The following is a 13085-nucleotide window of genomic DNA, read 5'->3' on the forward strand; positions in this document are numbered from 1 at the left end:
GGCCGCTCTACACCCGATGGTCTGCCGTATGCCGCGGGGTTCGTGCCCGCAACGGCGCGTCGCTGTCGCGCTCGATACGCCTCGCATAATCGTGGCGCTGCCCCGAAAGGTCGCTGTTACCGGGCGCGACCACATCGACGATGCGCCACTGCCCGTTGTTGTTGGCGAGCCTGTAGCGAATCGGCAATCGCTCGCCATCACGCGCGACCAAGGCAGTCGAAACCTCGCGCTGGCGGCCAGCCTTATTGCTTACAGCGGTGACCTCGAAGCGCTCACCGTCGTGCTCGTCGAACTGGCGCGCGAATGACCTGATCAGGTCATGACGAAAACGCGCGGTATGCGCGCTGCGTTGCCGCGCGCTCAGTCCGACCCAGGCACCGCCCGTAGCCTCTCGCGCCATCCGACGTAGATCGAAGACCTCATCGACATTCGCCGCGAGCTTGTCGTAACGGCCGGAGAATCCAAGCGCTTCGCCCTGCTTCATGGTCGTCAGCAATGCACTGTCGAATCGATCGATCACCGCTCGCGCCGGATGCGCCGCGGCCGCCGCCCAGATACCGATACAGCCGAATACGACAAGCGTGGCGACCACGCAAACGACCGTCTGACGAAGTTTCTGACGATAACTGCTCATGAGCGCCGCTCCCGACCCGGCCCAAGCCGGATGAATCGTCGCCGCATATACGCGACTCGAAAGCTGTGACCACGGCAGGCATCGAACAGTTCGACGCCGCGGCGCCGGTCATCGAAGCTTAATCCGGCAGCCCGGCGTCGCGCAGATACGGGGCCACCCGCGCCAGACTGTTCTGGGCGGCCCGAAATGCCACGGCCAGTTGCTTGAGCGCACGCAGCTGGGCGTGCATCGAACGCGGCCGGCCGGCGAGCGCGCGCAGCAGCGGCAGCGGTCGCAGCGCGCCGTCTTCGTCGAGCGCGGCATGGATAACCGGCGGCAGGATCATGGTGGCATCGTCGGCGACCGCGCGGATGGCGATGAACGGCAAATCGAAATCCGCCGCGACCCGGGCAATCGCCACACTTTCCATATCCGAGGCCACCGCGTCGCTGGCGTGTTGCAGCGCGTGTTTCGCGCCAAGATCGATCAATGCACCGGGGGATTCGGCCAGCAAACCATGGCGTACACGCAGGCCCTCGCTCGCATGGGCGATCTCCAGTAGCCAGTCCGGGCTGCATTCGTAACGCACGCCATCGCGACCCCGTACGACATGCGGCAACAGCAGATCGCCGGGCGCGAGCGCGGGCACCAGTCCAGCCGCGCTACCCCAGCTGATGAGACCGTTGACGCCTTCGGCAACGAGCATTCGGGCCGTGGCCTCGGCGCGCGCCGCCCCCAGGCCGGACAGGGCCACCTGGCCGCCGCCCGCGAGCAGCGCGCGGCCGCGCAGGCGCAGTCGAGCCAGTGCGCGGGCCTCGGCCGGTAACGTGGCGACGATGCCGGGCCGCGTTACGCGGGCGCGCGTGGGCAGGCTCAACCCGACGGCGGTGGTCATGGCCGCCGCCGATGCCGGTCACCGGCACGAGCGATCATGGCCCGCCGCACAGCAGCGCTGCTCGATACGGCCGGCGCGGGCATGGCGTTGTGCAGTGGCGCGTGCTGAATAACGGCGTCCGCGTGTTTTGAATCCTGCTGCGATCCATGGCCGACAACAAACGCGTCGCCCGGGTATTTGACGGGCCTGCGCATTAGTGGCTAGCTAGCGCGCCTTCGCCCCACGATCTGCATCGTCTGCGTCGAACGCGCCGCCATGGATCACTGCCCTGACCACGATTATAGCCAACGCATCCAGGATCGACTCGAACGCCTGCTGCCACCGGCCGAGGAATCCCCTGAACGCCTGCACGAGGCGATGCGCTATGCGGTGCTCGGCGGCGGCAAGCGTATCCGGCCCCGTTTGGTCTACGCCACCGGCGCGGCACTCGGGCTGACGTCCGACCAGCTGGATGCGCCGGCCTGTGCGGTCGAGTTCATCCATGCCTACTCGCTGATCCACGACGATCTGCCGGCGATGGACGACGATACCCTGCGCCGCGGCCGGGCGACCGCGCATGTCGCCTTCGACGAGGCGACCGCGATCCTCGCCGGCGATGCGCTGCAAAGCCTTGCTTTCGAAGCGTTGGCCACCGATTCGCATAAGGACGCAACCCCGCCAATCCGAGCTGCGCGTCTCGCTACGCTGGCTCGCGCTTGTGGCTCGCGCGGCATGGTGGGCGGTCAGGCGCTGGACATGGCCAGCGAAGGACAGACGATCGGCGTCGAAACGCTCGAACGCCTGCACAGCCTCAAGACCGGCGCCCTGCTGCACGCCTGTGTGGTGTTGGCAGCCGATGGCCTCCCCGAACTGCCGGACGGCGAACGCCAGGCGCTCGATCGCTTTGCCACCAAAATCGGGCTCGCGTTCCAGGTTCGCGACGACGTGCTCGATATCGAGTCGGACACCGCCACGCTCGGCAAGACCCAGGGCGCAGATATTGCCCACGACAAGGCCACCTACCCCGCCCTGCTCGGCCTGGACGCGGCGCGCGACTATGCCGAGCGTCTCTACGCCGAGGCGCTCGAGGCACTGGCAGTCTTCGGCGATCGCGCCGAGGCGCTACGCGTGATCGCGGCCGAAATCGTCCAGCGCGACCACTAGGGGCTGATCAGGCCATGCCGGGCCTGACCACGTCGGCGGTCGCTTTAGCCGGGCCAGCTGGCGCTGTAGCTCAACGTAGTCTTGCCATTGGCCGGCACATCGACTTCCCAGGTCGCGGTGTTGGCGGCGCTGTCGTCGCGCGGCTCGATAGAGCTTGAGACCACATCGGCGGCGTCCGGCAGGTGCTCGACCACATCGACCGTGGCGTCGCGCTCGCTGGCGTTGTGCAGCGTGATCTCGACGCTGCGCTTGCGCTGGTTGTTCTCGGTCTTGCTGTCCTCGACCATCCGGCGCTCACCGGTGATATCGAAAGCACTGCCCATGGCCAGCGTGACCGGCGCGCCCTTGGGCGTATCGGCGATCGAATCCTCACCCATGAGCGTGGCCTTGCGATTGCCGTCGTAGACGCGCACGACGCCGGCCGGCAACGGCTCATCGCTGCTGTTCTCGAAATGCAACTGCACGGCGGCATGGCTGCGCGCGCCATCACGGCCCAGCGCGTAGAAGCTGTTCTCGAAACGGTAGCGGCGTTCGGCATCGAGCGTGACCGGCGCCATCATCGAGACGGCACGAGTGGCACCGGCAGCGACCTTGAGCGGGCCGTCGAGGGTATAGCGATAGGTGTCGCCGACGGCCTGCGGGGCGCTGTCGCTCATCTTGGCTTCGCTGCGCGCCATCATCATCGGCTGCGGGCCGCGGCCGTTGGCGCGCGATACGTCGCCGGCGACCAGCCAGGCCTGTTTCGCGTTCAGGTCACTACCACCGCTGTTGTCGATCACCGCCAGGCTCTGCAGCGACAGTTCACCGGCTTCAGCATCGAAACGCCCGGTATAGCTGGCCTGCCAGCTGGGCCCGTCAATCTGATAGGTCGCGGTCAACGGCTGGCTGCCGGCGCTGTCGGCCTCGATATCCAGCTGCAGGCCGCTCGGCGCGTCGCCACCGGCCGGCCAGGCAAGCCGCCAGAGTGAATTCGGAGTAAGCCGCTCGATGCGATCGTCGACACGCACGAGCGCGCTATCGCCACTCAATCCAACGAGCGTAGCCTCGCGTGTCTGGGCCTGCCCCGCGCTGTCATCGCGCAGCAGCGTCACCGGCTGTCCGACCCGCGCCGCCAGCAGCCCGGCGCCGCTGTCATCGCTCGAGCGCGCGCTCAGGCCGGTCAGCCGCACGCCGTCGCCTTCCAGCCAGAGCGTATCGGCACGCAGACGGCCGTCGATCGGCCAGCCGACGGTCTGCATGCCGGTATCGAGATTTATATCGCGCGTGGTCTGGATGACCGCCGCGCCACGGTTGTAGATCGCCATCGCATCGACGGCGCCGTCGTCCTCGCCGGCGGACTGGGCGAAGGCAGGCGCGCCGAGCAGTGCGGCCGTGAAAAGTGCGGGCGTGGACAGCTTGGAGATCATGACGTTCGTTCTTCCTGTTCGTGGGCCGAGCGCTGGCGCCGGTCGTGATAGAGCAGCCAGACGATCAGCAGGACGGCGGGAATGCCGGCGATCGCGGTATAGCTGAAAAACCAGACATAGCCGAAGTTGTCGACCACCCAACCCGAGAAGCCGCCGATGAACTTGCCGGGCAAGGTCATCAGCGAAGAAAACAGCGCGTACTGGGTCGCCGTATAGGCAGTGTTGGTCAGGCTGGATAAATAGGCGATGAACGCGGAGCCGGCCATGCCGCCGGACAAGTTGTCCGCAGACACGGTCAGCGCCAGCGATAGCGTGCCCGGATCGTTCTGGGTCGCGAGCCATGCAAACACCAGGTTGGTGAGCGCGGCCAGGATCGCGCTAGCCAGCAGCGGGCGCAGGATGCCGTAGCGCACCACCAGCACCCCGCCGAGCGCCGCCCCGCCGAGCGTCATGATGATGCCGAAGACCTTGGTCACGCTGGCGATCTCGGCCAGCGTGTATTCCATGTCCAGATAGAAGGGGTTGGCCATCACCCCGAGCGTGATATCGGTGACCCGGAACACGCTCACGAACAACAGGATGATCAGCGCCTGTTTGCCATAGCGCGAGAAGAAGTCCACCAGCGGGCAGACCACCGCGCCCAGCACCCAGCCGTAGGCGCCGTGCAGCCAGGCCGGCGAGAAATCATGCCGGCGCAGATGCTCGACGACCCAATCTTCCTGCGGCTGGCTGCCCGCGGTCTTGGAGGCATCCGGCTCGGCGACCAGCAGCACGGTGACCATACCCACGCCGACGAGCCCGGCCATCACGAAATAAGTAAACGGCCAGGACGTGCCCGAAGCGATATAGAACGCGCCGGCGCCGGCGGTGAGCAGCGCGATGCGATAGCCGGCCTGATAGCTGGCCGCCATCGCGCCCTGCACGCTCTCGGCCACGGCCTCGATCCGCCAGGCATCGATGGCCACGTCCTGAGTTGCGGACGAGAAGGCCACGAGCAGACCGAACCAGGCCAGCGTGGCCAGATCCGCAGTGGGATCGGTCAATGCCATGGCGATCAAGCCGCCCATCAACCCGCATTGCGCGAGCAGCATCCAGGCCCGTCTTCGGCCGAGAAGACGCCCGAGCACCGGCAGCGGGAAACGATCCACCACCGGCGCCCAGAAGAATTTTATCGAGTACATCACCCCGATCCAGGAGAAGAACCCGATCGTGGTCTTGGACACGCCCTCCTGCGCAAGCCAGGCCGACAACGTGGAGAACACCAGCAGAAAAGGCAGGCCAGAGGAGAAGCCCAGAAACGCCATGCCGACGACCCGCGGCTGGCCATAGACCTCGAGCGCGGCGCGCCAGTTTCGTTTGCCGGCGTCGGTCACTTCAGAATTCGACGTCATAATCGATCGTCAGCGGGGCGTGATCGGACAGGCGTTCTTCGCGATAGACCGATTCGGTCGTGGCTCTGGCAGCGAGTTCCGGCGTAGCGACGTGATAGTCGATACGCCACCCCACATTGTTGTCCCAGGCGCGCCCGCGGTTGGACCACCAGGTGAACTGATCCTCGTTCGGATTGATCTCGCGAAATACGTCGACCAGGCCCATTTCGCCAAACAGACGATCCATCCATTCGCGCTCGTGGGGCAGAAAGCCCGAGTTCTTCTTGTTGTTCTTCCAGTTCTTGAGATCGATTTCCTTGTGGGCGATATTCCAGTCGCCACAAACCAGGTAATTGCCGTGTGCAGCCGCGCGTGCGGCAAGCAGCTCCGGAAAGAACTCGAGATAGCGCTCCTTGGAATCCTGACGATGATCGCCCGACGAACCGGACGGCGCATACAGGCTGGCGATATTCAGGTCGCCATCGGGCATCGCAAAGCGCGCCTCGATATAACGGCCCTCGCCGTCGAACTCCTCGTGGCCCATGCCGCGGATGATCTCGTCCGGCTCGCGCTTGGAATAGATCGCGACCCCGGAATAACCCTTGCGGTTGGTGGCTTCCTCGTAGAAGCAGTGATAGCCCTCGGGCCAGAACGCCTCGACGCCGTCAAGCTGATGCTGCTGCGCCTTGAGCTCCTGGATACAGACCACGTCCGGGTCCTGGGAGAGCATCCACTCGAAGAAACCCTTGCGCTGGGCGGCACGAATGCCGTTGGCGTTGAAGGACATGACCCGCATTGGCAAACCCTGTTTCGACGGTCTGGAATTCGCCTCGTATCATACGTGCAAGCGCTGCCCCCGACACCCACAAGGATTCGCCCGACGATGCATGCCCACAGCCTCGATTTTCTCGATCTCGCCATGGAATACGACGCCCTGCGCTTTGGCGAGTTCACCCTCAAGTCGGGCCGGGTCAGCCCCTACTTTTTCAACCTCGGCTCGATTGCCAGCGGCGCCGGCATGGCACGGCTGGCCGATGGCTATGCCGCCGCACTCGAACATGCGGGGATCGATTACGACAGCCTGTTCGGCCCTGCCTACAAGGGCATTCCGCTGGTCGCCACGCTTTCCTGCGCGCTGGTGCCACGCGGCTATAACGTGCCGTTCACCTATAACCGCAAGGAAGCCAAGGACCACGGCGAAGGCGGCACGCTGGTCGGCGCGCCGTTGGGCAAGCGGGTGGTGATCGTAGACGACGTGATCACCGCGGGCACCGCGGTACGCGAGGCGATCGATACCATCCGCGCCAACGGCAGCGAAGTCGCCGGCCTGCTGGTCGCACTCGACCGACAGGAACGCGGCGCCGACCAGCGCTCGCCGATCCAGGCGCTGGCCGACGACGAAGGCATCCCGACCGTAGCCGTTGCCACCCTGACCGACGTGATCGGCTATGCCGAGCGTCGCGGCCTGGACGCCGATATCCGCGGCAGCATCCGCGCCTACCAGGCCGAATACGGCGTCACGCCCGCGCCCGGCGCTTGATCCACGGGCGCGCCGTTCTTCAGTCTGCCAGGAACGTATCGACGATGTCGGCGACTTCGTCCGTCTGATCCAGCAGGAACAGATGACCGCCACCGTCGATCACTTCCAGGGTCGCATTGGGCGCGACCGCAGCGATCATCTTGCCGTTGAATAACGGGATGATCGGGTCGTCGTTGCCGGCAAGCACCAGTGTCTGTGGCTTCAGCCGGTGCAGCCAGAGCAGGCTCGTCCAACCCGAGATCGCATACATCTGCGTCAGGTAGCCGTACAACGACGGCGGGCGCATGAAGCGCAGTGCCACGTTGGCCTGATCATCAGGCGCTTCGCGCGCCCGGCCGCCGTAAAGCGTGCCCGCAATGCGCCGAGCATAGTTCGGCGACCAGTAACGCAGCGGCGTGAGCATGTGCATGAGCGCTCGCGGGTCGCCCGGCAGCCCGCCGAGACCCGGCGCGGTGGCGGCCAGAATCAAGCGACGCACGCGTTCCGGCGCCACATGCCCGACTTCCTGGGCGACTGCCCCGCCGAACGACACGCCGAGCACGCTGGCCTGGCCAATCTCCAGCGCGTCGAGCACGCCGACTGCGATCCGCGCCAGCCCGCGCATCCGTCGCGGCGGAAACAACGGTTTCGATGCGCCGGCCCCGGGCAGGTCGAATGCGATCACCTGATAGCCGCGGGCCACCATCGCCCGTTCGAACGGCGCCCACATGTCCAGGCTGGCGCCGATGCCCATGATCAGCAGCAGCGGCTCGCCCTCGCCCTGCATCGACACGCGCACCCGTGCGCCGCGTACGACCATCTCGCGCAGGTGCGCCTGCGACTCCGCCTCGGGTTGCAATGGCTCGACCGCAGCCATCATTTGTCGAGCACGTAGGTGCCGGGGGCGGCGCCCAGCGGGCGGAACCGGCCGCGCCCGAGCGTTTTCGGCGCGTTCTTGGTTTCCCCGCTGCGCGCGCCCAGCCACGCACCGTAGTCGATCCACCAGCTGCCCTCGTGCTCCTCGGCCTGGGCCGCGAAATCGCCGGGCTCGCTGAGGTTGTCGTTGTCGATGCTGCGGAAACTGGCCTTGGTATTTTCCGGCGGCAGCACCTGGGCGGCGATATGCCCGCCGGTGGAGAGCACGAAACGGCTGTTGCCGCCGAGCAGGCCGGTGGTGCGGTAGCAGTTCTGCCACGGCGTGATGTGGTCGGTCTCGCCGCCGATGATATAGGCGTCCTGGGTCACTTCGGACAGATCGATCGTCTCCCCCATCACCTCGGCGTGATCGGCAGTAACCAGCTTGTTGTTGATCGACATGTCGAGGAAATCGTGGTGCAGGCGTGCCGGCATGCGTGTCGTGTCGGAATTCCAGTACAGCACGTCGAAGGCCGGCGGCGACTTGCCCAGCAGATAGTTGTTGACCCAGAACGACCACACCAGATCGGTCGGCCGCAGCCAGGCAAACACCTCGGCCAGATTACGGCCGTCGAGATAGCCGATCGCGGACGACATCGCGATCGCCGCATCGGCACGCGCGCGATCCATGATCGCCCCCGTGGTGCCGCCATCGGCCTGGTCGAGCAGCGTCACGCCGAGCACCAGCGCCTCGAGTTCATCGGCGCGTTCCATGCGCGCCAGATAGGCGGCTGTCATCGCCGAAATGATGCCGCCGGCACAGGTGCCGTGCACGATCGTACTGTCGACCCGGCAGATCTGGCGGGTCGCCGCCATCGCTTCCAGCACCGCGTTGATATAGGTGTCCATGCCCCAGCCGGCATGCTTGGCCGTGGGATTACGCCAGGAGATCATGAACACCTGCTGGCCCTGGCCAACCAGGTACTCGACCATGCTGCGGCCTTCGGCCACGTCGAGGATATAGAACTTGTTGATCATGGGCGGGACCATCAGCAGCGGCACCTTGCGCACCTCGGCCGTGGTCGGCCGATACTGGATCAACTCGAACTCGGGCGTACGCAGCACGACCTCGCCCGGGGTGGTCGCCAGCGATTCGCCGACCGCGAACTTGCTCTTGTCGACCATCGCCGGCACTCGCGGGGCGCGCGCCATGTCGCGGCACAGATTACGGGCGCCGCGCAGCACGCTGGTACCGCCGGTATCGATGATCGCCTTCAGCGCGGTTGGGTTGAGCCAGAGCATGTTGGAGGGCGCCGCGGCGCCGATGATGTTGTCGATCACCAGCTGCAGCCGACGCTCGGACTGCAGGTCGAGCTCGACATCGTCGAACAGCTGCTGCAGCGTGCCGGCGCTCGCCAGATAGCTCTGCACGCAACGCTTGAAGAACGGGTTGCCGTTCCAGGCTGGATCCTTGAACCGGCCATCACGACGCGAGGGCTCGATATCCGACAGGCCCACCGCTATGCGGCCCAGGTCGGCTGCCAACCCGCCCAGGCGCCGGGCAACATTGCGCGGCTGGCGCGCCAGGGCAGCGCCGAACAGAAGGCCCTCCGTACCCGGTAGGAAACGCCCTAGCGACCCGTTCGCGGCATCCGCGAGCAGGCTGTCGAGTGGCACGGCGAAATCGGCATGATCATCATTCTCTGCTTGCTGCGCAGCTGCTGACACGGATGGATCTCCTCTCATCGTTTATTTGTTATCCGGGCGTCGGTCTGCCGCAGCCAATCCGGCGGACTGCCGGGCCGCGTCGAAACGCCGCCAGGCTTTCAAGCCACCGGGAAATGCGCCGCGACGGTGCGACCTCGCCCCTTCCAGCACCGTAGTGGAACTGTTGTGCGCTGTATATCGCCGCACGCACCGAAGGCGCAGCGATCTATCGGGCGGGGGAAAAAGACACGGCCGATCACGGCATTGGGACGCCGCTCGCGGTTTACCGCGGGAGTAGACGGAAAGGCGACAAACGGCAGATGCGCATTGGCGCGGGCTTATTCGAGGCCATCGAAACGCCATGCAAGCTCTCGCCAAGCGGGCTGAGCTGACGTTCGGCGCCGGCAAAGAGAGCCGGCGCCGAACGGACGCCAACTAGGCAGGCGTCGGATCGTTCGCGGCCGGGGGCTCGCTGCGCTGGCTGCGGATCAACGTGCCCACGCCGGCATCGGTGAACAGCTCGAGCAGCACCGCGTTTTCAACCCGACCATCGACGATATGCGCGGCCTTCACTCCGGAGGCCACGGCATCCAGAGCACACTCGATCTTGGGCAGCATGCCGCCGTGGATCACCTCGGATGCGATCAGTTCACGCACCTGTTCGGGCGTCAGCCCCGTCAGCAGGTGGCCATCACCGTCGAGCACGCCCGGCGTGTTGGTCAGCAGCATCAGCTTCTCGGCTTCGAGCACCGAGGCGATCTTGCCGGCGACCAGATCGGCGTTGATGTTGTAGCTGCGCCCGTCCGCGCCGACACCGATCGGCGCGATCACCGGGATGAAATCGTCCGCTTCCAGCCGCCGCACGATATGCGGGTCGATATGCGAGACCTCGCCGACGAAGCCGAGATCGGTGTCGTCGTCCACCAGCGCCAGCTTGCGGGCGTGGATCAGCCCGCCGTCCTTGCCGGTCAGACCGACCGCGCGCCCGCCGTGCTGGTTGATCAGATTGACGATTTCCTTGTTCACGAGCCCCCCGAGGACCATCTCGACCACGTCCATGGTCTCCTCGTCGGTCACGCGCATGCCCTTGATGAACTCGGTCTGCTTGCCGACGCGCTCGAGCAGCTTGCCGATCTGCGGGCCGCCGCCATGCACCACCACCGGGTTGAAGCCGACCAGCTTCATCAGCGCGATATCGCGTGCGAAGCCGGACTTGAGCTCGGGGTCGGTCATGGCGTTACCGCCGTACTTGATCACCACCGTCTTGCCGGCGAAGCGGCGAATATAGGGCAGCGCCTCGCCAAGCACGCGGGCGACGCGCGCGGCCTGTTCGGGATCAAGCGACATGCGTTTCTGTTCCTCGAGAGTGGTCATCAGGCCGTGCCGGTCGAGCCGAACCCGCCGGCGCCGCGTTCGCTGGCATCGAATTCGTCGACCACGTCCAGCTCGGCAGCAACGATCGGTACGAGCACGAACTGGGCGATGCGTTCGCCGGGTTCGATGGTGAAATCCTTCGTGCCGCGGTTCCAGCAGGACATCATGAGCGGGCCCTGGTAATCGGAATCGATCAGGCCAACCAGGTTGCCGAGCACAATGCCGTGCTTATGCCCGAGCCCCGAGCGCGGCAGGATCATGCCGGCGAGATTCGGGTCGGCGATATACACCGACAGGCCGGTAGGGAGCAGTTCGCAGTCGCCCGGCGACAGCGTGATCGGTGTTTCGACCATCGCGCGCAGATCGATACCGGCGGAACCGGCGGTCGCGCGCTGGGGCAGATCGAAATCGCGACCGATGCGGTCGTCGAGCACTTTGACTTGGAGTCGGGACATGGCTTGCTTGCTTAGTGCCGAACCGCGACGCGGCTCGAACGATGGATGATCAGGCGAGCAATCGCCCAGCGTAGAGAACGAGCAGCCCGAGTGCCGGTGCGACTAAACGCCGTGAACGTCAGCGACATACCGACGATCCGGAAACGATAATCCTCGGGCGTTCGGCTGACGCCGTAGGCGTGCAGCAGTCTACCAAGGAGCAGACTGAGGCCGAGCAGGTGGACCATCAGCGCCCAGCCGCCGGCGGCTTCGAACATAAAGATCAGCAGCAGGCTGATCGGCACGTATTCGGCGAAATTGGAATGCACGCGCATCGCCCGCAGCATCTGCGCGTTGCCGGCGTCGCCGACCGCAATCTGCAGACCACGCCGCACGCGCAGGGTGCGCACACTGAGTGCGAAGAACAGCAGGGCCAGCAGCGCGGCATAGAACGGCGTCACGCTCGCGACCGGCATGATCGATCAGTCCCCGGACTCGGTAGCAGGCCCGGCATCGCCACCCAGCCGCTGCGCCATCAGTGCGACCAGCTGCTCGGCCAGCGCCTGCTTGCTTGCCTGCGCCAGTTCCTGCTCGCCGCCGTCCCAGACCACGAACAACGCATTGTCGTCGCGCCCGAAGGCATGCTCCGGGCCGACCACGTTGCCGGCGACCATGGACAGCTTCTTGCGCTCGCGCTTGCTGCGCGCGCTGGCTTCCATATTGGTGGTCTCCGCGGCAAAGCCGAGCGTGAACAGCTGCGGATGCTCGCGGGCCACGTCGGCGATAATGTCGCGCGTACGGGTGAGCGCGAGGCTCGTATCACCCTCGGCTTTCTTGATCTTGTCGGCGGCGGTGGTCGCCGGCCGGTAGTCGGCCACCGCGGCCGCGCCGATGAAGATATCAGCGGCATCGATCACGGCCATGACCGCAGCGTGCATGTCGGCCGCCGACTGCACGTCGATGCGCTCGACGCCGGCGGGGACTTCAAGCGTGGTCGGCCCGGAGACCAGCGTGACCCGCGCCCCGGCGGCCACGCAGGCCGCGGCCAGCGCATAACCCATGCGCCCGGAGGAATGATTAGTAATGAAACGCACCGGGTCGAGCGCTTCGCGCGTCGGCCCGGCGGTGATCACGACCTGGCGACCGGCGAGCACGCCGCTGGCCGGTGCGTCCTCGAAATAGGCAACGATCCCATCGCGGATCGCTTCCGGCTCGACCATGCGGCCGGCGCCGGATTCGCGCTCGGCCAATTCGCCGTCGTCCGGGCCGACGAAACGCACGCCGCGCGCACCCAGTGTGTCGACGTTCGCCCGCGTGGCCGGATGCGCCCACATCACATGGTTCATCGCCGGCGCGGCGAGCACGTCCGCTTCGCTGGCCAGGCACAACGTCGAGAGCAGATCATCGGCCCGGCCTTGAACCAGCCGCGCGAGGGTGTCGGCCGTGGCCGGCGCTATCACGATCAGGTCCGCCCAGCGGGCCAGCTCGATATGCCCCATGGACAGCTCGGCGGCCTGGTCCCAGAGGCTATCCCGTACAGGGCGGCCCGAAAGCGCTGCCAACGTCATCGGCGTGATGAAGCGCTTTGCCGACTCGGTCATCACGACCTGAACCTGCGCGCCGGCCTCGACCAGCCGCCTTGTGAGAATGGCGGCCTTGTACGCGGCGATGCTGCCGGTAATGCCGAGCACGATGTTGCGATTGGCCAGTTCACGCATGGTCCGCATTGTACCTGCCCGACTGGACGACGCCCGCCTGCCGGCGAGAGG

General features: G+C 66.1%; 13 protein-coding genes. 2 read left to right on the top strand and 11 right to left on the bottom strand.

All coding sequences use genetic code 11. From position 1 onward, the window contains the following. Positions 1-7 precede the first annotated feature (7 nt). Entirely contained in the window at positions 8-634 is a 627-nt protein-coding gene (locus SADO_RS04520) for an ABC transporter substrate-binding protein (protein ID WP_353109575.1), read from the bottom strand. 118 nt (positions 635-752) lie between these two features. Further along, positions 753-1508: a phosphorylase family protein gene (locus SADO_RS04525; protein WP_353109577.1), complete on the bottom strand. Its 756-nt coding sequence runs from the start codon at positions 1506-1508 to the stop codon at positions 753-755. Between the two features lie 255 nt (positions 1509-1763). On the opposite strand from SADO_RS04525, the gene SADO_RS04530 reads away from it, so the two are divergent. Then, positions 1764-2651: a polyprenyl synthetase family protein gene (locus tag SADO_RS04530; protein WP_353109579.1), complete on the top strand. Its 888-nt coding sequence runs from the start codon at positions 1764-1766 to the stop codon at positions 2649-2651. A 44-nt stretch (positions 2652-2695) separates the two neighbouring features. Here the strand turns inward: SADO_RS04530 and SADO_RS04535 are convergent, their stop codons facing one another. The 3 genes from SADO_RS04535 to SADO_RS04545 are packed head-to-tail and all read right to left on the bottom strand — an operon-like array spanning position 2696 to position 6223. Then, positions 2696-4057, bottom strand: a complete 1362-nt coding sequence (locus SADO_RS04535; RefSeq protein WP_353109580.1) for a DUF4139 domain-containing protein — start codon at positions 4055-4057, stop codon at positions 2696-2698. Further along, positions 4054-5448 (bottom strand): AmpG family muropeptide MFS transporter, encoded by a 1395-nt coding sequence (locus SADO_RS04540; RefSeq protein WP_353109582.1) that lies wholly within the window; start codon positions 5446-5448, stop codon positions 4054-4056. Before SADO_RS04540 ends, SADO_RS04535 begins: the two co-directional genes overlap by 4 nt. Then, positions 5432-6223, bottom strand: coding sequence for an exodeoxyribonuclease III (locus tag SADO_RS04545; RefSeq protein WP_353109584.1), 792 nt, complete (start codon positions 6221-6223; stop codon positions 5432-5434). Before SADO_RS04545 ends, SADO_RS04540 begins: the two co-directional genes overlap by 17 nt. 87 nt (positions 6224-6310) lie before the next feature. Between SADO_RS04545 and pyrE the strand changes: the two genes are divergently transcribed. Continuing rightward, positions 6311-6967, top strand: a complete 657-nt coding sequence (gene pyrE, locus SADO_RS04550) for an orotate phosphoribosyltransferase (protein ID WP_353109585.1) — start codon at positions 6311-6313, stop codon at positions 6965-6967. Positions 6968-6986: 19 nt separating this feature from the next. Here the strand turns inward: pyrE and SADO_RS04555 are convergent, their stop codons facing one another. From SADO_RS04555 to coaBC, 6 genes are all read right to left on the bottom strand, one after another. After that, the gene (locus SADO_RS04555) at positions 6987-7826 is read right to left on the bottom strand and encodes an alpha/beta fold hydrolase (protein ID WP_353109586.1); all 840 of its coding nucleotides are present in this window, start codon (positions 7824-7826) and stop codon (positions 6987-6989) included. Then, complete coding sequence (locus tag SADO_RS04560) at positions 7823-9529, bottom strand: PHA/PHB synthase family protein (protein ID WP_353109587.1); 1707 nt, start codon at positions 9527-9529, stop codon at positions 7823-7825. The genes SADO_RS04555 and SADO_RS04560 overlap by 4 nt, the downstream gene beginning before the upstream one ends. A gap of 414 nt (positions 9530-9943) precedes the next feature. Then, a complete protein-coding gene (gene argB, locus SADO_RS04565; RefSeq protein ID WP_434547886.1) occupies positions 9944-10855 on the bottom strand; it encodes an acetylglutamate kinase in 912 nt (303 codons plus the stop codon). 26 nt (positions 10856-10881) lie between these two features. Next, the gene (dut, locus tag SADO_RS04570) at positions 10882-11337 is read right to left on the bottom strand and encodes a dUTP diphosphatase (RefSeq protein ID WP_353109590.1); all 456 of its coding nucleotides are present in this window, start codon (positions 11335-11337) and stop codon (positions 10882-10884) included. Positions 11338-11348: 11 nt separating this feature from the next. Then, positions 11349-11792 (bottom strand): MAPEG family protein, encoded by a 444-nt coding sequence (locus SADO_RS04575; RefSeq protein WP_353109592.1) that lies wholly within the window; start codon positions 11790-11792, stop codon positions 11349-11351. 6 nt (positions 11793-11798) lie between these two features. Beyond that, positions 11799-13043, bottom strand: coding sequence for a bifunctional phosphopantothenoylcysteine decarboxylase/phosphopantothenate--cysteine ligase CoaBC (coaBC, locus tag SADO_RS04580; protein ID WP_353109593.1), 1245 nt, complete (start codon positions 13041-13043; stop codon positions 11799-11801). Positions 13044-13085: the final 42 nt, after the last annotated feature.

The organism is Salinisphaera dokdonensis CL-ES53, assembly GCF_040361215.1.
Lineage (GTDB): Bacteria > Pseudomonadota > Gammaproteobacteria > Nevskiales > Salinisphaeraceae > Salinisphaera > Salinisphaera dokdonensis.